The sequence below is a fragment of the Roseovarius lutimaris genome, assembly GCF_900115165.1.
Classification (GTDB): Bacteria; Pseudomonadota; Alphaproteobacteria; order Rhodobacterales; family Rhodobacteraceae; genus Roseovarius; species Roseovarius lutimaris.
This window is the reverse complement of the sequence record NZ_FOVP01000015.1, coordinates 28,659-50,788: the sequence shown is the minus strand read 5'-3', so window position 1 is coordinate 50,788 and position 22,130 is coordinate 28,659. Positions and strand designations below refer to the sequence as shown.

11 protein-coding genes are annotated in these 22,130 nt (G+C 64.2%); 6 read left to right on the top strand and 5 right to left on the bottom strand.

Going from position 1 to position 22,130, the window contains the following annotated elements; translation table 11 throughout:
- Positions 1–196 precede the first annotated feature (196 nt).
- The 6 genes from BMZ91_RS13610 to BMZ91_RS13585 all read left to right on the top strand — a co-directional run bounded on the left by BMZ91_RS13610 (position 197) and on the right by BMZ91_RS13585 (position 7,897).
- The gene (locus tag BMZ91_RS13610) at positions 197–1,315 is read left to right on the top strand and encodes a Gfo/Idh/MocA family protein (RefSeq protein WP_092839928.1); all 1,119 of its coding nucleotides are present in this window, start codon (positions 197–199) and stop codon (positions 1,313–1,315) included.
- Positions 1,306–2,271, top strand: coding sequence for an NAD-dependent epimerase/dehydratase family protein (locus tag BMZ91_RS13605; protein WP_092839925.1), 966 nt, complete (start codon positions 1,306–1,308; stop codon positions 2,269–2,271). The genes BMZ91_RS13610 and BMZ91_RS13605 overlap by 10 nt, the downstream gene beginning before the upstream one ends.
- Positions 2,268–3,518, top strand: a complete 1,251-nt coding sequence (locus BMZ91_RS13600; protein WP_092839922.1) for a glycosyltransferase — start codon at positions 2,268–2,270, stop codon at positions 3,516–3,518. The genes BMZ91_RS13605 and BMZ91_RS13600 overlap by 4 nt, the downstream gene beginning before the upstream one ends.
- On the top strand, positions 3,515–4,480 hold the full coding sequence (locus BMZ91_RS13595) for a glycosyltransferase family 2 protein (RefSeq protein WP_092839919.1): 966 nt from the start codon (positions 3,515–3,517) through the stop codon (positions 4,478–4,480). Before BMZ91_RS13600 ends, BMZ91_RS13595 begins: the two co-directional genes overlap by 4 nt.
- Before the next feature lie 15 nt (positions 4,481–4,495).
- Positions 4,496–6,601, top strand: coding sequence for an NAD-dependent epimerase/dehydratase family protein (locus tag BMZ91_RS13590; protein WP_092839916.1), 2,106 nt, complete (start codon positions 4,496–4,498; stop codon positions 6,599–6,601).
- Positions 6,602–6,781: 180 nt separating this feature from the next.
- Positions 6,782–7,897, top strand: a complete 1,116-nt coding sequence (locus BMZ91_RS13585) for a CpsD/CapB family tyrosine-protein kinase (protein WP_143076352.1) — start codon at positions 6,782–6,784, stop codon at positions 7,895–7,897.
- On the opposite strand, the gene BMZ91_RS13580 is transcribed toward BMZ91_RS13585, so the two are convergent.
- From BMZ91_RS13580 to BMZ91_RS13560, 5 genes are all read right to left on the bottom strand, one after another.
- Complete coding sequence (locus tag BMZ91_RS13580; RefSeq protein ID WP_245736383.1) at positions 7,891–9,186, bottom strand: GumC family protein; 1,296 nt, start codon at positions 9,184–9,186, stop codon at positions 7,891–7,893. The genes BMZ91_RS13585 and BMZ91_RS13580 overlap by 7 nt on opposite strands.
- Positions 9,187–9,403: 217 nt before the next feature.
- Complete coding sequence (locus tag BMZ91_RS13575; RefSeq protein WP_092839911.1) at positions 9,404–10,051, bottom strand: 4'-phosphopantetheinyl transferase family protein; 648 nt, start codon at positions 10,049–10,051, stop codon at positions 9,404–9,406.
- A 4-nt stretch (positions 10,052–10,055) separates the two neighbouring features.
- Positions 10,056–14,639 (bottom strand): MupA/Atu3671 family FMN-dependent luciferase-like monooxygenase, encoded by a 4,584-nt coding sequence (locus tag BMZ91_RS13570; RefSeq protein ID WP_092840137.1) that lies wholly within the window; start codon positions 14,637–14,639, stop codon positions 10,056–10,058.
- A gap of 10 nt (positions 14,640–14,649) precedes the next feature.
- Positions 14,650–15,654, bottom strand: a complete 1,005-nt coding sequence (locus tag BMZ91_RS13565) for a glycosyltransferase family 2 protein (protein ID WP_092839908.1) — start codon at positions 15,652–15,654, stop codon at positions 14,650–14,652.
- Positions 15,651–22,061: a type I polyketide synthase gene (locus BMZ91_RS13560; protein WP_177193870.1), complete on the bottom strand. Its 6,411-nt coding sequence runs from the start codon at positions 22,059–22,061 to the stop codon at positions 15,651–15,653. The genes BMZ91_RS13565 and BMZ91_RS13560 overlap by 4 nt, the downstream gene beginning before the upstream one ends.
- Positions 22,062–22,130 lie beyond the last annotated feature (69 nt).

Genomic DNA, 22,130 nt, shown 5'->3' with positions numbered 1-22,130 from the left:
GCTGACCAGAGGGCGAAACCGGGGTCATTTTGCGATTTTGCCGCTTCGGCGTGGCCGGTCGGCATCACGGGGTGGTAAATGCCCCGGAATTCGGGAAAATGGTCGAATTATCGCCATTTTCATGTGCTTAGCGGGGGAATGATGCAGGGTAACGGGCAATGATTCTGGTAAAAGGTGCCAAAAAAGGGCAGGCGGCATGAGCCGCATCGCGATCATAGGCTGCGGTTTCGTGGCCGATCTTTACATGCGGTCGCTGGCCGGTCACCCCGAGGTGACGGTTTGCGCCGCTCATGACCGTGATCCGGAGCGGCTTGCGGCGTTCTGTGCGCATTGGGGCGTGACGCCTGCCGCCGACCTGGGTGCGGTTTTTGCGGCGCTTGGCCCGGAGGATGTGATCCTGAACCTGACCAACCCCGAGGCGCATTACGAGGTCAATCGCGCCTGTCTTGAGGCCGGGCATCATGTCTATTGCGAAAAGCCGCTGGCGATGAAACTGACGCAGGCGCGCGCGCTTTTCGATCTGGCACAGGCGCGCGGGCTCATGCTTGCCTCGGCGCCCTGTTCGGTGCTTGGCGAGGCGGCGCAGGTTCTGGCCGCGGCGGTGCGCCGCGATGTGGCGGGGACGCCCCGGCTTGTCTATGCCGAGCTTGACGATGGGTTTATCCCGCAGGCGCCCTATCGCAAATGGCAAAGCGAAAGCGGCGTGCCCTGGCCTTATGCCGATGAGTTTCAGGTCGGCTGCACGCTGGAACATGCGGGCTATTATCTCAGCTGGCTGATCGCGATGTTCGGAAGGGTCGAAACCGTGGTTGCGGCCTCGGCCAGTGTAATCCCCGACAAGCCGGGCGCGGGCACGACGCCGGATTTCTCGGTGGCGACGCTGTTTTTCGCGGATGGCCCGGTGGCGCGGCTGACCTGTTCGATTGCGGCGCCGCATGATCACCGCATCCGGGTGATTGGTGACAAGGGGGTGTTGCAGGTGGCGCGTGCCTGGGACAACGCCGCGCCGGTGCGGTTCTTTCGCCGCCTGACGATCCGACGCCGCCTTTTGGAGCATCCGTTTGGCCGCCGCATCCGCGCGCGCGGGACGAGCCACCCCAAGCCGGGGCGATGGGGGGCGGCCTCGATGAATTTCGCGCTTGGCCCGGTTGAAATGCTCGCCGCTCTGACCGACGGGCGCGTCTGTCGCTTGTCCAATGAGATGGCGCTCCATCTGACCGAGGTCACCCTGGCGATCCAGAATGCCGGGCGCACGACAGGGCCGCAGACCATGCAGAGCGGCTGTGAGCGCATGGAGCTAGTGCCATGGGCGTGACAGCGCAAAGCGTTCTGATCACCGGCGCCGATGGGTTTCTGGGCCGCGCGGTGGTGGCCGAACTGTTTGGCCATGGCCACACTGTGCGGGCGCTTGTCCGGGCCTTGCAGCCCCGCGCGCGTGGCGACGAGGCCGAGGCGGTGGCGCTTGATCTTGCGGTGGCCACCCCTGCGCAATTGGCGCGGGTTCTGACAGGCATTGACGTGGTGATCCATCTCGCCAGCGCCCTTTCCGGCGAGTGGGCCACGCAGGAACGCGACACGCTTGAGGCGACCCGGCGTTTGACTCTTGCCATGGCCGATGCCCCCGAGCCGCCGCGCCTTGTGCTGGCCAGTTCGATCGCGGTTTACTCTGCGGACCCGGCCCTTGAAGGGCAGGTGATCGACGAGGAGACGCCGCTTGAAACCACCCCACTGGAGCGCGACAGCTATGCCCGCGCCAAGCTTGCGCAAGAGCGGATTGCGCGGGATGCGGGGCTGACGCTGACCATCCTGCGCCCCGGTGCGATCCTTGGGCCGGGACGGGTGATGAACGCGCATCTCGGGGTAGGGATCGGTCCGGTTCTGATCCGGCTTGAGACGCGTGGCGAGGTGCCGCTTGTCGCGCTGAGCGATTGCGCGCGCGCCTTTGCTTTGGCGGCGACCGGCGCCGGGGCGGGCGGGGTGTACAATATCGTCGCCGATACCTGCCCGACCCGCGCGGGCTTTGTTGCGGCCCTGCGCCGGGGCGGTTGGCCGCGTTTTACCGTGCCGCTCAGCTGGCGGGTTTTGCATCGGCTGGCGCGCGCGCTTGCGCCGCTTGGCCTGTCATTGCCGGGGCTTTTGCGCCCTGCGACGCTGCGGGCACGGATGATGCCGGTGCGCTATGGCAATGCGCGCGCCAGATCGGGGCTTGGCTGGCACCCCGAACTGCCCATCGAAACCGCAGTGCAAGCCGCGCTTGAGGTTGCGCCATGACCGGCAGAATTGCCTATCTCACCGGCGAATATCCGCGCGCCACCGATACCTTTATTCAGCGCGAGGTTGCCGCCCTGCGCGCCCATGGCACGGTGGTCGAGACCTGTTCGATGCGCCGCACCGGACCCGAGCATCACACCGGCCCCGAGCAACGCCTTGAGGCGCGCCAGACCTTTCACGTGCTTGAGGCCGCCACATCGCCGATCCGCCTTCTCCGCGCGCATCTAGCCGCATTCAGGCGGCCGAAACGCTGGCTCAGCGCGCTGTGCCTTGCCTGGCGGACAAGCCCCGGCGGCATCAAGCCGACGCTCTATCAGCTTATCTATCTGGCCGAGGCGGCGGTTCTGGCCGATCACCTGCGCCGTCGTGGCATCACCCACCTGCACAACCACATCGCCAAATCAAGCTGCACCGTCGCCATGCTGATGAGCGAGATGTCGGGCATTCCCTATAGTTTCACATTGCATGGCCCCGATATCTTTTTCGAGCCCTACCGCTGGCGCCTGGATGAAAAGATCGCCCGCGCGCGGTTTGTCGCCTGCATCAGCGAATTCTGCCGTTCGCAAGCGATGGCGTTTTCCAAGCCCCAGCATTGGAGCAAGCTTCATATCGTGCATTGCGGGGTTGATCCGGCGCGCTATGACGGTCCCGCGCCGGACGCATCCGGGCAGCTGTTGTTTGTCGGGCGATTGGCGGCGGTCAAGGGCGTGCCGATGCTGTTTGCGGCGCTGCGCGATCTGGTGCCGGCGCATCCCGATTTGCATCTGACGCTTGTCGGTGACGGCCCTGAACGCAACGAGTTGGAGCGTGCGGCGCAGGCCATGGGGCTAACCGCGCATCTGACCTTTGCGGGCTATCGCTCGCAATCCGAGGTGGCCGGGCTTTTGGCGCGATCGACCGCTCTTGTCCTGCCAAGCTTTGCCGAAGGCCTGCCGGTCGTGTTGATGGAGGCGATGGCCGCGCGATTGCCGGTGATCACCACCCGCATCGCCGGGGTGCCGGAACTTGTCGAGGATGGCAAAAGCGGCCTTCTTGTGGCGCCGGGCGATGAGGGGGCCCTGCGCGCCGCCCTCGCCAAGATCCTGGGCAATGCCGATTTGCGCCGCACCATGGGCGAGGCCGGGCGCGCCAAGGTGCTGGCCGAGTTTACCTCGCAGGCCGAGGGCGCATGGCTGGCAGAGCTGTTCCGGGGCTACGCCGCAGGCAACCCGCCAAAGGGAAAGCGGCCGGAAGGGGGCGGCGCATGACCCTCTCGATTGCCGCCGTGATCATTGGCCGGAATGAGGGCGCGCGCCTTAAACGCTGTCTTGCCTCGCTTTCGGGACAGGGCGTGCGGTTGATCTATGTCGATAGCGGATCGACCGATAATAGCGTCGCGGCGGCGCGCGCCGCGGGGGCCGAGGTGGTGCAACTTGACACCGTGACGCCCTTTACGGCGGCGCGCGCACGCTCTGCCGGGATGGCGGCACTGGCGGGGGACATGCCCGATGCGGTGCAATTCGTCGATGGCGATTGCGCGGTCGTGCCAGGTTGGATCACGGCGGGCGCAGAGGCCCTGCAAGGCGACCCCGAGCTTGGCCTTGTCACTGGCTGGCGGTCCGAGCTTTACCCGGAGCGCAGCGTTTACAACGCGCTTTGCGATCACGAATGGCACCGCCCGGCGGGTGAGATCACGGCCTGTGGCGGCGATATGATGGTGCGCGCGACCGCGTTCGAGGGCGTCGGCGGATTTGATCCAAGGGTGATTGCCGCCGAGGATGACGAGTTTTGCGTCCGCCTGCGCAAGGCCGGTTGGCGGCTTGTGCGCCTGACCCTTGCGATGACACGCCACGACGCCGATATGATGCGCTTTGGCCAATGGTGGCAACGTGCGGTGCGCTCTGGCCATGGCTTTGCGCAGGTCGGCGATCTGCACCCTGAATATTTCATGCGCGAGCGACGCCGGGTCTGGCTATATGGCGCTGTCCTGCCGGTTCTTGCACTTCTGGGGCTGATATTCTGGCCGCTTTTGCCGATCGTTCTGGCGGTCTATGCGCTCTCATATCTACGCACGGCGCAGGGATTGCGCCGTGAAGGGATGGCCCTGCGCCGCGCGCTGCATCACGCGGTTTTTCTGACCTTATCGAAATTTCCAAACCTGATCGGCATGCTGACCTATCACCTGCGCAAACGACGCGGGCGGGCAATGCGGATCATCGAGTACAAGTGAAAAGGGGGCATCATCATGGCCACTGACATAAAGGTCGGATTGATCGGGGCGGGCTATATCGCGGGCTGGCATGCCGATGCGTTGTGCGCCACGCCCGGCGTGCGGCTCACGGCGGTCTGTGACCTCGCGCTTGGCGCGGCCGAAGCGCTTGCTTCGGCTCACGGCGCGCGCGCTTTTGGCTCTGTTGAAGAAATGATCGCCTCGGGCATGGTCGAGGCGGTGCATATCCTGACCCCGCCGCAAAGCCACGCCGCCCTGGCCAAGACCTGCCTTGCCGCTGGTCTGCATGTTTTGGTGGAAAAGCCCGTGGCCCTCTCGGGCGATGAGGTGGCCGAGATCAATGCCGCTGCAAAGGCCGCCAATCGCCATTTCGCCGCCGGTCATAATTTCATGGGGCTGCCCGCCTATACCCGTCTCAAGCGCAAGGTTGCGGCGGGTGATCTGGGTCGTCTGTCCAGTGCCGAAATCACCTGGTCGTTTCCACTCGCACCCCTGCGCTCTGGCCCCTTTGGCCTCTGGATGCTGCGCGAGCCGCGCAATCTTATCCTTGAACTCGGGCCGCATCTTTTTGCCTTTGCGCATGATCTGTTCGGCCCCGTGACGGTGACGGGCCTGAGCCTTGGCAAGCCGATTGACCTGCCCGGAAGTGGCACGCGCCCGCAAAGCTGGCGGATCACGGCGCAGGCGGGCGATGTCGATATCGCCTTCAACCTGCAACTGGTGGAAACGCTGGATGATCGGTCGCTGACGCTGCGCGGCTCTTCGGGGGAGGCGCGCCTTGATTACGCGGCGGATGTCCTGACGCTGGCGCATGAGAACACCGCCGATCTGGTGCTCAATCCGTTCCGACGCCAGATGGCCGACGGCTGGGAACATCTGCGCGAAGGCACGGTAAATGCCGCGCGGCAATTCATCTCGCTAAACCGCAAATCGCCCTACGCGCTTAGCTTTCAAGGGCTGTTTGGCGGGTTTTACGCGGCCATTCGTGCCAATACCCCGCTGGATGCGCGGTTTGACGGGGTGGCCGCAGAGGCGGTGATGCGCGCGATTGACGCCACGATTGCCCTGATGCCCGATCAGGGGCGCGAAACCAAGGTGTTCCCCGCGCCGCGCCGCACACCGAAACCAACCGCCCTGGTCATTGGCGGCACCGGGTTTCTGGGCCGCGATCTGACCCGTGCCCTGGTGGCACAGGGTCGTGATGTGCGGGTGCTGTCGCGCGGCGCGCATGGCCCCTTTGCCGATCTGGCCGAGCAGGTCGAAACCTGTCCTGTGTCGCTTGACGACGAGGCCGATCTTCGCGCCGCGATGGAGGGGATCGAGGTGGTCTTCAACCTTGCCCGCGCGCTTGGCACCACCTGGCAGGAGTGCCTAGAGAATGACGTGGCGGTCTCTGATCGGATTGCGCGCGCGGCACTGGCCGCAGGGGTCAAACGCTTTGTCTATACCGGCACGATTGCCTCTTATGACATGTCCGATCCGGCCCAACGGATCACTGAGCAGACCGGTTTTGCCGCCGATATGAGCGACCGCAACCTTTATGCCCGGTCCAAGGCGGAATGCGAGGCGCGGCTTTGGGCGATGCACCGCGATCAGGGGCTGCCGCTTGCCATTGCGCGCCCCGGCATCGTGGTCGGGCGTGGCGGGCCGCTTCAACATTGGGGGATTGGCCGCTGGTACGGCGCGGGGGCGGTTCGGATCTGGGGGGCGGGCAATAACCCGCTGCCCTTCGTGATGATCGGCGATGTGTCGGATGGGCTTATCCGCATGGCCGAACAGGACGCGGCGCTTGGCCAGTCGTTCAACCTTGTCGGCGATGTCCAGCTTTCGGCGCGCGCCTATTTCGAGGCCATTCACAACCGCCTCGGCGCGCGCATCCGCGTGACGTCGGGAAATCTCACAGCGCTTTGGGCGGCGGATGCAGTGAAATCGGCGTTGAAGACCTATGCCCTGCGCCGCCCCGGCGTGACCCGCGCCTCTTTGCGTGACTGGAAATCGCGGGCGCATTTGTCACCGTTTGACAACAGTCAGCCGAAAACGGTTCTGGGCTGGGCGCCAATCGCGAACCGCGAGGCGTTTTTGCAAAAAGCGGTGGATGAGGCCAACTTGATGGGCTTCTGAGGCCCCCGGCGAGGGGCATACAATCTCTCTTTTTCGGTCTCATTGTTGCCGGATTTACCCTGTTTACCTGACCAGGCTGGCAAAGGATTTTCGAATGGCGAAACAGGGCCTTTTCAGGGTGGTGACCGTAACGTGCCGTGGCGCGTCGTTTCGCCCTGGCCGCTGTCGGGGGATGGCGCCATGAAACTGTCGCGTTATGAGGCCTACATGCGCCGCCGCGCTGCGCGCCGCGATGCTCTGGAAAATGCTCAATCCGATACTCCAGTTCAGGAAGATATCCCGATTCCCGATGCCGAGGCGGCCACGCCAGAGGCCGATGAGGCGCCCCTTGCGCTGAACCCGGAAAATATCGAGCCGCCACTGGCGGAAAAACCGCTTGCGCCAGAACCTGCCGCGCAACAGCTGCCTGAGCCTGAGCCTGAGCCTGAGCCTGACGACGCGCCCGACGTTGCAGACGAATCCGAAGGCGCGCCCGAGGTTGTCGTTGTTCCCGTGCCCGACGTTGCCGCAGTCAATGAACCTGCTAAAGCGGCATCAGGCGACGCAGCCGATACGGCGCTCGCGCCGGTGCCCCTGCTCTGGCCAAATCTGCGGCAGGTTCCGCTTGATGCCAGACATCTGGCGCGCAACCGCCTGATTAGTGCGACGCGTGAAGATCCTGCGCATGTGGCCTTTGACGTGCTGCGCACCAAGCTTCTGGCGGCCCTGCGTGCGAAGGGATGGCACCGTGTTGCCATCACCTCGCCGACGCCGGACTGTGGCAAGTCGTTTGTCGCCGCCAATCTCGCGATCAGCCTGTCGCGTCAGACCAGCGTGCATACGGTATTGATGGATCTCGACCTGCGCCGCCCGTCGCTTGCGCGCACCCTTGGCCTCGCTGCGCCGGGGCCGATGGCGTCCTTCCTGACCGGTGATACCCCGCTTGAGCAACAGTTTGTCCGCCCTGCAAAAAATACGCTGAATATCGGGGATAACCTTGCCCTTGGCTTGAACGAACGGGTTGAAACCTACGCTGCCGAGCTATTGCAGGCGCCCCATACCGGCGAGGTTCTGGACGATCTCCATACCCGGCTGCGCCCCGATGTCGTGCTGTTCGACATGCCGCCGGCGCTCTATTATGATGACGTTCTGGGATTCCGGCCGCAATTTGACGGGGTGCTTCTGGTGATCGGCGGTGGCCGCAGTACCGCCCAGGAAGTACGCGATGTCAAACGCCGGTTTGGTGCGGATACCCCCCTGCTTGGTGTGGTGATGAACCGCGCAGAGGACGGCGATATCGCGAAATACGGTTATTGATTGCCCAAAAACCGAAGCGGGATGATCCGCTCGTGGATAAAGCGCAAGATAAAGGGCAGGCTGATCACGGCAAGGACGAAGGCGGCAATTGCCTTGGCCACGCGCTTGCGTCGTTCGTGACGCAGGTGCACGACCGGGATCGTCACCACCGGGCTGATGTCAAGCTCTTGCTCAAGCTGCGCGGCGGTGCGCAGTGCCGGGTTCATGATCTCAAGCAGGATCGCAAGAACAAGCCCTAGAAGAACGCTTGCCACGCCGCCCATAAGCGCAAGCTTCTTGCGGCTGGTCGAGACCGGAATGGCGGGCGGAATTGCGGTTTCCAGGATCTCGAAGCGCTCCTGTTGCTGGCTTTTTTCTAGAACGCTCGACATTTCGGCCTCAACCCGGTTGCGGGTGATGGTGTTAAGCTGTTCCTGCAATTGGGTCTGGTTGCGGACCAGAGCCCCCAATTCGCGTTCAACGCGCGGCGCGGTGGCAATCGCCTCTTCGATCCGGGCGATGCGGGTTGCCACAAGATTGCGCTGATCGGTCAGCTGTTCAACCTGACGTGCGAACACTTCCTGGCGTTGGCGCGCGCTGGATGTTTCAAGCGCAATGATCTGGCGGTCAATCTCCAGCAGGGTCTCATTTAGCGTGTTCAACTGCGTGCGCAATTCGCCCACGCTGGCGGGAAGAGCATCGGCATTGGCGCTTTTGAACTCTGCGATTTTTGCCTCAAGACTGGCGATCTGATCGCTGACGCGCGCCTCTTCGGCGCTAAAAAATTCGAGGGTTTCGCGCACCAGGGCCAGGCGCCGTTCACGGTTCTGGGTGAGAACGGTATCGACAAATTCATTGGCGACATCGGCGGCCTTTTGCGGATCACCAAGGCGCACCGTGACGCTTAGCCCCGAGGGGGTTGTCGCCACGCCCTGAAGCCCGACGGAAATCTGTTCGATCCGCGTCGAAATCCGCAGGTTAAAGATCTTTTGCGGCAGCGGCATATCGGGGACGTCGGCAAAAAGCGCATGCTTGTCGATCACCTTGATCAGGTTGTCGCGCGCCATCAGGCGCTGTTCGATCAGTTGCAGGCGCTGTATCGCATCGGTCGGCATGGCGCGCCCGGTGAAATCGCGGCCCACCTGCGGGGTCTCGATCTGAATGACGGCGGTCGCCTCGAAGGCGCGCGGTTGGTTCAACGCGAAAAACACCGCGCCAATGCACCCCGCCAGCGTGACAAGCGCAATAAGCCACAGCCTGCGGCGCAGCATGCGATATAAATCGGGCAAGGACTGGATCGAACCCATCATCCACCTTTCAGTGTCGTTTAAAACGAAAAACCGCCTGGGGTGCGTAAACATCGGCCAAGTGTCGCGGGCAATGCCCATTTAAACACCCTGCCGACCGAATGCCCCCAAACGGCCCTGACAGATTTTAGTCTAATCTCTGCCTCAATCTAGCGATTTGGACATAATCCCGCCACAGTTTATTTACCCCGGAAAGGAAACACTCTGTTTTTCGCGGGGGTTACTGCGCAGGGAGGATCACTACGGTCAAGATAATCCCCTCGGCGATGACAATATGGCCGGGAATCCGCGCGCCCGCCTGAAAGGGCGGGCAAGCCCGCGTGAAGCAGGCCTCAAACTGTCCTTCGGCAAGATCAATGCTGGTTTCCAGATCGTGAAACTCAAGCGTCTGGCGGCTAAGCGGGTATTGTGCTTTATAGACCGCTTCCTTGGCGCAAAAGATCATCCGGCCCAAAAGGTCATGTACCGTGATCGCGTCGCGCTCGGTGCTGGTGCAGACCGTTTCGATCATATCGCGCGGCAAGGCCTCTGCCGGTTCAAGATCAATCCCAAGGCCGGTGATCGCGCCCTGTCGTGCCACCAGAGCAAGACAGGCACTGCCGCCATGGCTGATGCTGCCAACGGTCCCGGTGGGCCAGACCGGCGCGCGGTCCGGTCCGGGTGAAATCGCGGCGGCCGGCAGATCAAGCGCCTGCATCGCGGCGCGAGCGGCGCGGCGCCCGGCGGCAAATTCGCGGCGCCGGGTCGGGATCGCACGGGCCATCGCGGCGCTTTCCTCGGGCCAAAGCCCGGTCTCGGGGGCAGTCGGATCGGCGGCGCCAACCGCAACCCCCGGCGGCAGCACCGCGCGCAGCGCCGAGACCAGCATCGCCCTAGCCCTGGCGCGCCGCACGCATCGCGCGCCGCCGTTCCATTGCTTCGCTCCGCGACGCGGCGCGCGCGCCAGGAACCGCGGCGGCGGCGGTTTTCGCCTGCTCTGTCGTGGCGGCACTCATGGCGGGGGCATCGCCGCGCGCCTCGGCCACCCGTGCGGCCAGGGCCGCAAGCTTGGGAAAGCGGAAAATGTCGGTGATGCTCAGCGCGTGCGCCGCAAGCTCCTCGCGGATTTCACGATGCGCCTGCACCGCCAAAAGGGAATGCCCGCCGAGATCAAAGAAACTGTCCTGCGGCCCGATCTGGGCAACGCCAAGGATGCGCGACCAGATCGCGGCGATGTCGCGCTCAAGCGTGCTGCCGGGCGCGGCAGAGGTGGCTGCGGTTTGCGGCGCGGGCTGTGCCTGCGTCGGTGCCGGAAGCGCCTTGCGATCAACCTTGCGGTTGGGCGTCAGCGGAAAAGCGTCGATGCGCACAAAATGCGCAGGCATCATATGCGCCGGAAGCGCCGCCGCAAGCCGTGCCTTGAGCGGTTCAATCTCGGCCTGCCCGCGCAGATAGGCCACAAGACGGGTGTCGCCGGGGCTGTCCTCGCGCGCGAGAACGACGGCCTGATCCACCCCTGTACAGGCCTCAAGCGCGCTTTCGATTTCGCCCAGCTCGATCCGGTAGCCGCGCAGTTTCACCTGGGTATCGGCGCGACCGATAAACTCGATCTGCCCATCGGCACGCCATCGCACCAGATCGCCAGTGCCATAAATCCGCCCGCCGGGGCGGAAGGGGTCGGCACGAAACCGATCTGCGGTCAGGTCATGGCGATGCAGATAGCCGCGCGTTACCCCGTCGCCGCCAATCCACAATTCGCCGGGCGCGCCCACGGGCACGGGGCGCATCGCGTCGTCAAGAATATAGGCCTGGGTATTGGCAATCGGCGTGCCGATCGGCGCCACACCCGTACCCGCCACGGCCGGTGCGGTGGTCGACCAGATCGTGGTTTCGGTCGGCCCGTACATGTTCTCGATTGTCGCGCCGGAAATCTGCGCCAGCTCGCCCACAAGCGCGCCCGGCAAAGGCTCGCCGCCCAGCATCAGGTGCCTGACCTGAGACAGAGCATGGCGCGCCTCGTCATTCATCGCGATCATCCGCGCCATCGACGGCGTACATTGCAGATGCGTGACCCGGTGGCGCAAGATCTGCGCCGCGATGGAAAAATCATCCTCGGGGATGCTGCCGACGCGATTGGAGCGGTCTAGCACCTGCGCCAGCGGGCGCAAGCCGTCCAGGACCTGGCGTACCGGAATGCCGTAATCAATCAGGCAGGCAACCTCGTCGACGCCGATCCGCTTTAGCTCTTCAACCCGCGCGACGCAGTCCTCGACTGTGCCGAACAGGCCGGAATCTTCGAAATAGCGCAGAAAGGCGAAATCAAGGATGCCTTCCAATTCCTCCTCGGAGAGCGATCCGAGATCAAGCTCGAACGGATTGTTGACGCCTTCGGGTTTTTTGAAGGCGGGAAACGCCCAGGCATATTGCTTGATCAGCCCGGCGGCAGAGCGCAGGTAATCCTTCATCGGCTCGCGCGCCACGCGCTCGGCCTCGTCACGCGATTGCGCCACATAGGTGTGCAGCATCAGCGTCACGGTGAAATCTGCCGGATCATGCCCCGCCGCGCGCAGCGCCGTATGATAGAGGCCGATTTTCTCGCCCACTTCCGCCACGGATTGCCCAAGCAGATGGGTCAGAACATTGGCGCCATGCGCCCCGGCCTCTTTCCAGGTGGCGGGATTGCCCGCTGTTGTCACCCAGATCGGCAGCTCTTTTGACACCGGGCGTGGCTGGGTCACGACGCTGTGCAGGCTGCCATCGGCGCGGGGGTATTCCACCGCCTCGCCCTTCCACAATTTGCGCAAATCGCGGATTGCGTCAAACATCGCGGGTTTGTTGTCGGGCGGGGAGTTTTGCGGGCGCAGCACGAAATCATCCGGCTGCCAGCCGCTGGCAATCGCAAGGCCCGCGCGGCCATTGGTCAGGTTGTCGATCACCGCCCATTCCTCGGCGATGCGGGCGGGATGATGCAGCGGTGCGACACAGCTTCCGGCACGCACGCCGATGTTTTGCGTCACCGCCGCCACCGCCGCCCCGGTCACCGACGGGTTGGGATAGGGGCCGCCAAAGGCGTGAAAATGCCGCTCCGGCGTCCAGACCGCGCAAAAGCCGTGGGTGTCGGCAAATTGCGCGCCCTCAAGCAGGGATTTGTACTTGTCGCGCCCGGTGCCGTCGTCATTGCCCCAATAATACAGGCTGAACGCCATCCCGCGATCAGAGGTGGCAAGATGGCCCGACGAGACAAGCGCGCGGGTCTCATCGCCGCTCAGCACAAGTTTGAAGCCACGCGCCAGGGCATAGAACAGTTCCAGCACCGAAATGTCGAAATTGAGGCTTGTCACCGCCAGCCAGACCCCCGGCGGATCATGCGCAATGCGCCCGTCCATACCGGCAAAGAAATTCGCCAGATTGCGATGCTCGACCATCACCCCCTTGGGCCGCCCGGTCGAGCCCGAGGTATAGATCACATAGGCCAGATCATCCGCCGTCGCCCCCCCCTCGGGTGGGGTGCCGGGGGCGCTTTCAAGGCGCGGATCGGCGTCAAGGCAGAGCACCTCGGCGCTGGTTTCCGGCAGGGTCTCGGCCCGCGAGGCGTGAGTGATCACCACCGGCGCGGCGCTATCTGTCAGGTAAAGCGCCAGCCGCTCGGTGGGATAGGCCGGGTCCATCGGCACATAGGCGCCGCCCGCCTTCCAGATCGCAAGCGCCGCCACGATCATATCGGCCGAGCGCGGCAGGCATAGCCCGACCAGAACACCGGGGCCAACCCCCATCTGGCAAAGAACATGCGCGGCGCGATTGGCGCGCGCCTCAAGGGCCGCGTAAGAGATCGCCTGATCCTCAAACACCAGAGCCGTGGCATCGGGGCTGCGGGCGCTCTGTGCCTCAATCATTCTGTGCAGGGGCAGGGCGTCATAGGCGTGCGTGGTGCGGTTCCAGCTTTCGGTTACAAGCACGCGCTCGGCCTCGGGCAGGGGGGGCAGATCGCTCACCCTGCTGTCCGGCGTGGCGCGGCCAAGCCCTTCAAGCCGTTTGGCCAGAAGATCGGCCATCGCGGGCGAGAGACGCGCGGGATCATAGGCAAGCGTCGGCGTTGTGGCGAGGTCGAGCGTCGCCACCGTGCCGGGGATAAGGCCGGTTCCGGCAAGGTTCAGGCCAAGTGTGGGCCGATGGGTCGCCTCAAGGTCGGGATCACGGGCAAAGAGATCAAGCGCGAAGGCGCCTTTGGCCTCGGCCCTGGCAAGGGTGGATTGCATCGCGACCTGCAAACCCGCCATGGTCTCGGCCTCGGGCAGGGTCAGCGGCACCCAGGGACAGGTATGACCGGGCTGCTCTGCCTTTGTGACCGCCGTGCCACGATAGGCCAACGTCGCGCCGACCTCACCGCCAAGGCGCGCGGCCCAGACGGCAGCCGCGGCCAGGGCAAGGTCACCGGACAGATCAAGCGCGCGGCGCTCTTCGCCCGCCCCATCCCCCGCCGCAAGCGGCAGGATCACCGGCTGCATGGTGCGCAAGGCGGCGCGCCAATAGCCATCGTTCGGGGCAAGATCGGCCATGATCCGGGTCAGATCGCCCGATGCCTCGGGGCGCGTCAGGACCATGCCTTCTGTGGCCAGCTTGCCGGGATCGACCGCCGTGCCATCCCCGGCGCGCAGATCGCTCAGCCGCAGCGCGCCGACACGTGTCGCAACGCTCAGGTGGGTGTCGGCAACGCCAAGAACCGTGCCGGGGGGGGCGCTTGCAGCGGCCGCGATCTCGGCCTTGCCGACAAGAACCACCTGATCGCCAATCACGATGCGCGCCATGCACAGCGGGTTGAAATATCCGCCATGATCAAGCGCGCGCACCAGCCGGGCAAGATCGCTTGCGGGCTTTGTGAAATCCAGCCAGGCGGCGGCCTCGGGGCGGTCAGCGCGTGCAAAATAGGATCGCGCATCAAGGTCCTGAGCCACGGCGCCGGGCAAGCCGCGCTCAAGCTGATCCATCACGGCGGGAAAGCTGTCAAGCGCCGCACCATAGCATTTGGCGTTGAGGGTCAGGGCGGTGTCGTCGGGCGCGATATCAAACAGGCGTTGTTCGACAATCCGGCCCTCGTCAATCCCGCCTTCGATCAGATGCCAGGTGATGCCGTGCCGCGTCTCGCCATTCATCAGGGCCCAGACCGGGGCGTTCAGGCCCGCATAGCGCGGCAATGGCCCGTCGTGGAAATTGACCGCGCCCTTGGTCGCTTGCGCCAGCACCGCGTCTGGCAAAACCGACAGGTTGGCGATCGAAAAGAGCCAGTCGAAAGTGACCCCGTTCAGCGCCTCGGCCACGCCCGCGCCGGGGGCGATCACGCGCAACCCCTTACCAGTGGCCCAGGCCCGGACATCGGCGTTGCGCGTGACAACCGTCGCAATTTTATGGCCGCGCCCAAGCCAGGCCTCGCCACAGTGCAGGGCCAGTGATTCATTTCCGATCAGAAGGGCGCTCAGCATCGTCTTGTCCTCATTTTTCGGCCACAGGGCGCGCGCTTTTGGGGGCGCTTTGGGGGCCGCGACCGGCAATACACCGCAGGGCCGCGCGCAGATCACTTACCATTAAACTTCGCAGAAAATGCGGCGGGCCAGTAATCGGTTTGCGCCGGAGCACCCGCCAGACCTGTCCCAGAATGCCGCCGCCCAAATGCGCCAGCGTTGCGGTGACTGCATAGGCGCGCCCGTGATTTTTCACAAAATAATGGCGGCGCGAGGCAAACCAGTAATCTGGCACCCGCGCCCATGTTTTCATACCGGTGCTGACCGAGCCGATATGCTCGACCTCGCTTGTGCGCACGAAATGGGTCTGCCAACCGGCCCGCGCGGCGCGCAGGCAAAGATCGGTTTCCTCGAAATAAAGGAAAAACCGCTCGTCAAATCCGCCGATCTGATCCAGCACGTCTTGCCGGATCATCAGGCTTGCCCCGGCCAGCCAATCGACCGGGCGGCTGGCCTCTGGCACGGGAAGGGGCACGATATGGCGTTTCAACAGCCGACTGACGGGGCCGATGCGCGCCGCGCCTTCAAATTCACCGGCAATCGTGGGAAAGCGGAAACAGGTGACATGCGCCGCCCCGTCGGGGCCGTGGATATAGCTGCCGACAAGACCCGCCTCGGGCGTCGCCTCAAGATGGGTCAAAAGCCGGGCAATCGCATCGGGGGCCGGAAAGGCATCGGAGTTCAGGATATAGACATAATCGGGCGGCGCGCCGTCGGACAGCCCGGCGCGCATGCCCGCGTTATTGCCCGCGCCAAAGCCGCCATTGCGGCCCGATTGCACCACGCGCATCCGGTCCTGGCCTTTGGTGGCCGCCTGCATGATCTCGAAGGACCCATCGCCCGACGCGTTGTCGACCAAGACGATCTCGCCCGAGATACCCTGCATCGCGACCTGCGCCGCGCGACAGGATTTCAGGCTCATCTCCGGCGTGCGCCAGTTCAGGATAATGCACAGAACGCGGGGTGTGTCGGTCATTCCGCGGCCCTTTGAACAACAGGCGACGGGGGGATATCCGCCTCGGCGGCATGAATCGCGCGCCGGATGCGGGCGGCCAGAACCCGCACATTGGGCTCAAGCACCATGGAATCGTGATCGCCCGGCACCTCTGTCACCTGCACCTGTGGCGCATAGCGGGTCCAGTCATTGTCGGGCAGCACATAGGCGCGCTCTGAATTCACCCACAGCCCGTTCGAGACCTGCCATTTGCCCACAAGCGGCGGGCGGAACAGATGCAGCGGCCCATCCCATGGGCGCAGGTCATAGCGCGCAATCGCGCGATAGAACGCTGCCTCGATCTCGCTGTCGTGGAACTGATGCCCGGTGGTTGTGGCGGCCTCTTGCGGGCGACGCTTGGCCATCTCCCATTTGATGCGGTTGCGCGCCCAGTGCAGCGGATAAAGCGGGCCGCGCGCGCGCAATTCCTGCCACTGGATAAGCAGGCGATCCTTGCGCGACAGCGCGCGGCGTTGTGGCAGGGGGGTGTCGAGCATCACGACCGCCGCCACCTCTTCGCCCGCCGCGCGCAATTGCTGTGCCATCTCATAGGCGGTGATCCCGCCGCCGGAAAAGCCACCCAAAAGGTAGGGGCCATGTGGCTGAATCTGGCGCATTTCGGCAATATAATCGCGCGCCGCCTCGACCAGATCGTCATGCGGCGCCTCGCCGCCATAAAGCCCGCGCGCCTGAAGCCCGTAAAAGGGCCGGTCATCGCCCAGCAAATGCGCAAGATGCCGCAGGTTAAGGACATTGCCGAACATCCCGGCCACGAGGAAAAACGGCCGCTTCGGCCCGCCTTCGCCCCGGTGCATCGCCACCAGATGGGTAAAGCGGCGTTCCGGCGCGCTTGGCTTGGGGGCATTACTGCGGGCCTCCTGCGGCCCGATGCGCGCCTCGATCAGACCGGCACAGGCGCGGATTGTCGGGGCCTCGAACAGGACAGAAATCGGGAAATCGACCTGCCATGCCTTGCGGATCATCCCGAACAGGCGCACGGCAATCAGGGAATGGCCGCCAAGATCAAAGAAACTGTCCTCGGCACCGACGGTTTCAAGGCCAAGAAGGCTGCTCCAGAATTCGGCGAGGCGGGTTTCGATCTCGCCCTCGGGGGCGACGAAATCGCTGTCAAGATCGGGGCGGTCGAATTTTTGCCCGCTCTCCTCGGGGGTCTGCGCGCCATGCTCGGCCTGCGCGCAGAGCGCCGCGAGATCAAGCGAGGATACCACCACCTGGTTTAGCCCGCTGGCAAGTGCTCGGCGAAACGCCTCTGGCCCCTCACTGGGCAAAATCCCCTGTTCCAGATTGTGCTGCAAGCGCTCTTCGGCGGGCGAGAGGGGCGGTGCCTCGCCGCTCTGACCGGGATCAAATTCAAGGTCTTGCGCGGTGGGCGGGGCGAGGGCAAGCCCGGCCTCCTGACGGCGGATCGCGAAACCGTGGATATCGACAAGAACCCGCCCGGTTGCGTCGCAGATCGTGATATCAAAACTGGCCGTGGCCGCATCGGCGTGGTTTTCACCGGCATTGCGCACCCAGCTATAGATCTCACCGGTCAGCGGCGCATGCACCCTGACCGAGCCATAGGACATCGGCACCCAAAGATGCGTCGGCGCATAGCCCTCGATCAGGTTCATCGCCCAGCCGGTGGCGATATCCAGCAGCGCCGGATGCAGCAGATAGCCCTGCGCAAGGTCGCCCATTGCCCCCTCTGGCAGGCGCAGATGCGCAAGGCCCTCGCCCTGGCCGAACCCCGTCGCCTGCAACACCCGCCAGCGCGGCCCGAAATCCAGGTGCGCCTCTTGCGGGGCCGTGAGGGGGGTATCACCGGCCTCTTGCCAGCTTTCCATACGGGTGCGAATTGATGGCAGGTCAAGCGGCGTCGGGGGCGCGAGCGGTAGAAGGCTCACACCGGCCTGAGCATTGCCTTGCCAGCCATGCCGCCCGGCCAGGGTATGGTCGCTTTGCACCTCGACGTCATAGCCCGCTTCGCTGCGCGCCAAGCGCAGGCGCATGTCGCGGCGGCCTTGATCGGGCATGTCAAAGGGGCGCAGGAACCACAGGTCGCGCACTTCAAACGCGCCCTCTTCGCCCTGTGCGCGGAGCGCCTCGGCCAAAAGCTCAAGATAGCCGGTGCCGGGCAAAAGCGCCTGACCGGCCTTGGTGCGATGCTGATCGAATGCCCAGGTGTCGGCCGCGCTATAGCTGGCGTGAAACAGTCGATTGCCCTCGGCGTCATGGCTTGCCGTGTCGATCATCGGCGCCTTGACGGGAACGCGCGGCGCGGCGATCTCCTCGCCCTTCTGGCGGGCAACTGCCTCGGCGGCCATGCCGACCTTGGCCCAGATGCCCCAGTTCAGCGCAAGCACCCGCGTCTTGCCGCCATGGCGCGATTTGGCATAGGCGTTGAGGTATTCGTTGGCCGCCACGTAATCGACCTGCCCCGCAGGGGCGGTCACCGTCGAGGTTGAGGAAAACAGCACAAGCCAGTCAAGCCGCCCATCGGGAAACACCTGTTCAAGCACCTGAGTGCCATGGATTTTCGGGGTAAACACATCCTCGATGCTGTCCGGCCCCTTGCTCAGAAGCGGCGCATCGGCGATCACCCCGGCGGCGTGGATCACGCCGTTTACTCGGCCAAATCCGGCCTCGATCCGGTCGCGCGCGGCGCTCATATCCTCGATGTTACAGACATCGGCGGTGACCACCATCACGCGCCCGCCAAGCCCCTCTAGCCGCTCGATCGCGGCGATCCGGCGGGCAACGGGATCGCCCGCGCCATGGGTCGCAAGATAACGCGGCCAATCATCGCGCGCAGGCAGCGCGCGGCGGGACATCAGCACGATATTGGCGTTGTTCCGGCGGATCAGGTCTTCGGCCAGCGTCAGCCCGATGCCGCCAAATCCGCCGGTGATCAGAACCGTATCGCCATCGGAAATCGGCGTCTCGCGCTCGGGGATCGGGTGGGCGCGATAGGTCTGTTCATAGCGCCGCGCGCCGCGCAGCGCCGCCACGCGGTTTCCGGGGTCCTGCAACAGATCCTCAAGCACCTGCGCGACAAGCGTATCGGGCACACTGCGCCTTGTGTCGGGCAAGGTCAGATCAAGACTGGCGCAGGTCACGCCGGGCATTTCGCGCGGGATCACCCGCAGCGGGCCCATGATCGTGGCCTTGGCAGGATGATCGAGCGCCTCGCCCTTGACCTGCGCCGCACCAGAGGTGACGGCGCTTATGTGAAGCGGTGTCGGCATGCCCTCATCGGCCATCGCCTGTGCGAGAAACAGCAGGCTATAGAACCCCTGTTCCTGAAGCCGGTGGAAAAAGCTTGATCCGGGACGGTGGCGTTCATCCGCCGTGACCATCCAGAAATGCGCGATCCGGGTGGGGGCACGGCCCTCGGCCACAAGCGCGCGGATCAGTTGGTCATAGCCCTCGCGCCCGCGTTCCGGCGAGAGCGCATAGCGCCCCGGTGCAAGTGCGGCAAAGCCGTCGCCGGGCGTAACATACGTTACCGTATGCTCGGCGCCCTCAAGCCGCGCACCGATCGCTTTGGCAAGCCCGGCGTCATCCTCGAAGATAAGCCAGGTTTCGGTCGGGAGCGCGGCAAGATCGGTCTCGTCGCCGAGATCAACCTCGGCCAGCTTAGGCCGCCAATGGGGTCGATACCCCCAGTCCGCCAGATCGTCATGCCGCAGCGGCCAGTCGGGCGCGGCTTCGCTGCGCGCCGCGCCCGGCGCGATGAAATAAGGTTTGTGCTGAAAGGCATAGCTGGGAAGTGGCACGCGGTAACGCCGTGCCTCGCCCCAGATCTGATCCCAGTCGATGTTGATCCCGACCGCCCACATCCGACCCAGCATCGTCATGAAATATTCGTCATCCGGCACCAGATCATCGGGGTGGCGCAGGGTGCTGATCACCTGATTGGTGCTAATCGCGTCATGTGCCTGCGCCAGTGACGACAGCGCCTTGCCCGGCCCCACCTCAAGAAACACCCGCTCGCCCCCTTCGGCGAGGCGGCCAAGGCCGCTTGCATACTCAACCGTATGGCGCAGATGGCCGACCCAGTAATCCGGATCGGTGGCCTGCTCCGGCGTCATGTAATCGCCGGTGCGGTTTGAGATCAGCGGGATTTGCGGCGCGTTGAGTGGGATGGACTTGAGATAGGCGCGAAACCGGTCAAGGATCGGCTCCAGCATCCGGCTATGGGCGGCGATGTCAATCGGGATGCGCTGTGCCTCGATCCCCTCGGCGGCGAGGCGCGCGGCCAGATTGTCAAGCTCGGCCTGCGGTCCGGATGCGACCGACAATTCCGGCGCATTGACCGCCGCCAGATCAAGGGCGTCGCCAAGCCAGGGGCGCAGGGCCTCGGCGGCCAGCGGCACGCTGAGCATGCCGCCCGGTGCGACCTCGTCAAAGAGTTGCCCGCGCAGATGCACAAGGCCGATGCAATCCTCGAAACTCATCACCCCGGCAAGGCAGGCGGCGGTGTTTTCGCCCATCGAATGACCGATAAGGGCGGCGGGGGTTACGCCCCAACTCTGCCAGAGTTGCGCCAACGCAAATTCGGTGATCATGATCAGCGGCAGCTGCACCGAAGGGCGCTTGAGCCGCTCTTGCGCCTCGGCCAGTCCGGCAGCATCCGGCAACCATATCGCGCGGATGTCGTAATCGAGCCTGGGTTGAAGCAGATCAAGCCCGCGATCCATCCATTCGGCAAAGACCGGCTCGGTTTCATAGAGGTCGCGCGCCATGCCCGCATATTGCGCGCCGCCGCCGGGGAACATGAATACCACCTGCGGATCATGGCCCAATACCTCATGGGTGAAAACCCGGCGCGGATCGCCCTTTTCCAAAAGCGCGGCGGCGGCCTCGTGACTATCGGCGACGACAACGCGGCGGCGATCAAAGGCGCGCCGACCCTCTTTCAGGGTCCAGGCGACATCGGCTAGCGGCTGTTCAGGATGCGCGCGCAGGTGGCTTGCAAGCCGCGCCGCGCCATCGTCAAGCGCGGCCTTGGTGCGCGCCGAGAGGGTGAAAAGCTGAAACGGCCAATCGCCGGGCTCGGATGCGGCGCGCTCTGGTGGTTCTTGCAAAACCGCATGGGCATTGGTGCCGCCAACCCCAAGCGAATTGACCCCGGCGCGGCGCGGATGGGTGCGGCGCGGCCAGGGCGTAGGTCGGTCATTGACGGTAAAGGGGCTGCCATCAAAACCAATCGCGGGATTAGCCGCTTCATAGCCAAGCGAGGGCGGCATTTCCTTGTGATAGAGCGCCAGCGTCGCCTTGATCAGGCTGGCCACCCCGGCGGCGGTATCGAGATGGCCGATATTGGTTTTCACGCTGCCGATGCGGCAGAAATCAACGGCTTCGGTGGTTTCGCGAAAGGCCTGCGTGAGGGCGGCAACCTCGATCGGGTCACCAAGATAGGTGCCGGTGCCATGGCATTCGACATAATCCACGGTTTCGGCGCTTACTCCGGCAATCGCCTGTGCCTCGGCCACGGCAATCGCCTGACCGTCGACCGAAGGCGCAAGGTAACCGGCCTTGGCCGCGCCATCATTATTGACCGCCGTGCCCTTGATCACGCCCCAGATATGATCGCCATCGGCCAGAGCATCGGCAAGTCGGCGCAGCACGACAACCCCGGCGCCCGAGCCAAAGACCGTGCCTTGGGCGCGGTGATCAAAGGCGTGGCATTGCCCGTCGGGCGACAGGATCTCGCCGTCTTTGTAGAGATAGCCGCGCTTTTGCGGCAGCTCGATGGTGACACCGCCGGCAAGCGCCATATCGCATTCGCCGTTGAGCAGCGATTGCGCCGCATAATGCACCGCCACCAAAGAGGTGGAACAGGCGGTCTGAATCGACAGGCTCGGCCCCTTGAGGTCAAGGATATGGCTAAGCCGCGTGGTCAGGAAATCCTTGTCATTGCCGGTATGGCGCAACAGGAACATGCCGACATCATTTACCAGATCGGGGTTGGAGCAGAGGTTGAAATAGAAATAGCTGCCCATGCCGCAGCCTGCAAAAACCCCTATGTTGTCGTCGAAATTTTCCGGCGGGTGCCCGGCATCTTCAAGTGCCTCCCAGGCGGTTTCAAGAAAACGGCGATGCTGGGGATCGAGAATGGCGCTTTCCTTGGGGCCAAAGCCGAAAAACTCGCCATCGAACATCTCGAACCCGTCCAGCGGTGCGCCGTAGGGAACATAGTTTTTCTGGCGGATCATGTGCTGGCTTTCGCCTGCGGCCAAAAGCTCTTCTTCCGACAGTTTGCGGATCGAGCTTATGCCGCTGCGCAGGTTCTCCCAATACTGTGCCACCGTCTGCGCACCCGGAAGATGCGCAGCCATGCCGACAATGGCAATGTCATTGCCGTCGGCCGATGGGGGGATCATGTCATCTGTCATCAAATCCACTGATCAGAAATATAGGTCTGATGATATCGCCAAACAATGCGAAGAATT

Excerpts from the sequence above, each read along its gene's own strand:
- BMZ91_RS13560 (WP_177193870.1), bottom strand. The coding sequence starts at position 22,061 with ATGATCCCCCCATCGGCCGACGGCAATGACATTGCCATTGTCGGCATG.
- BMZ91_RS13600 (WP_092839922.1), top strand. The coding sequence starts at position 2,268 with ATGACCGGCAGAATTGCCTATCTCACCGGCGAATATCCGCGCGCCACC.
- BMZ91_RS13590 (WP_092839916.1), top strand. The coding sequence starts at position 4,496 with ATGGCCACTGACATAAAGGTCGGATTGATCGGGGCGGGCTATATCGCG.
- BMZ91_RS13565 (WP_092839908.1), bottom strand. The coding sequence starts at position 15,654 with ATGACCGACACACCCCGCGTTCTGTGCATTATCCTGAACTGGCGCACG.
- BMZ91_RS13605 (WP_092839925.1), top strand. The coding sequence starts at position 1,306 with ATGGGCGTGACAGCGCAAAGCGTTCTGATCACCGGCGCCGATGGGTTT.
- BMZ91_RS13570 (WP_092840137.1), bottom strand. The coding sequence starts at position 14,639 with ATGCTGAGCGCCCTTCTGATCGGAAATGAATCACTGGCCCTGCACTGT.
- BMZ91_RS13575 (WP_092839911.1), bottom strand. The coding sequence starts at position 10,051 with ATGCTGGTCTCGGCGCTGCGCGCGGTGCTGCCGCCGGGGGTTGCGGTT.
- BMZ91_RS13580 (WP_245736383.1), bottom strand. The coding sequence starts at position 9,186 with ATGATGGGTTCGATCCAGTCCTTGCCCGATTTATATCGCATGCTGCGC.
- BMZ91_RS13585 (WP_143076352.1), top strand. The coding sequence starts at position 6,782 with ATGAAACTGTCGCGTTATGAGGCCTACATGCGCCGCCGCGCTGCGCGC.
- BMZ91_RS13610 (WP_092839928.1), top strand. The coding sequence starts at position 197 with ATGAGCCGCATCGCGATCATAGGCTGCGGTTTCGTGGCCGATCTTTAC.
- BMZ91_RS13595 (WP_092839919.1), top strand. The coding sequence starts at position 3,515 with ATGACCCTCTCGATTGCCGCCGTGATCATTGGCCGGAATGAGGGCGCG.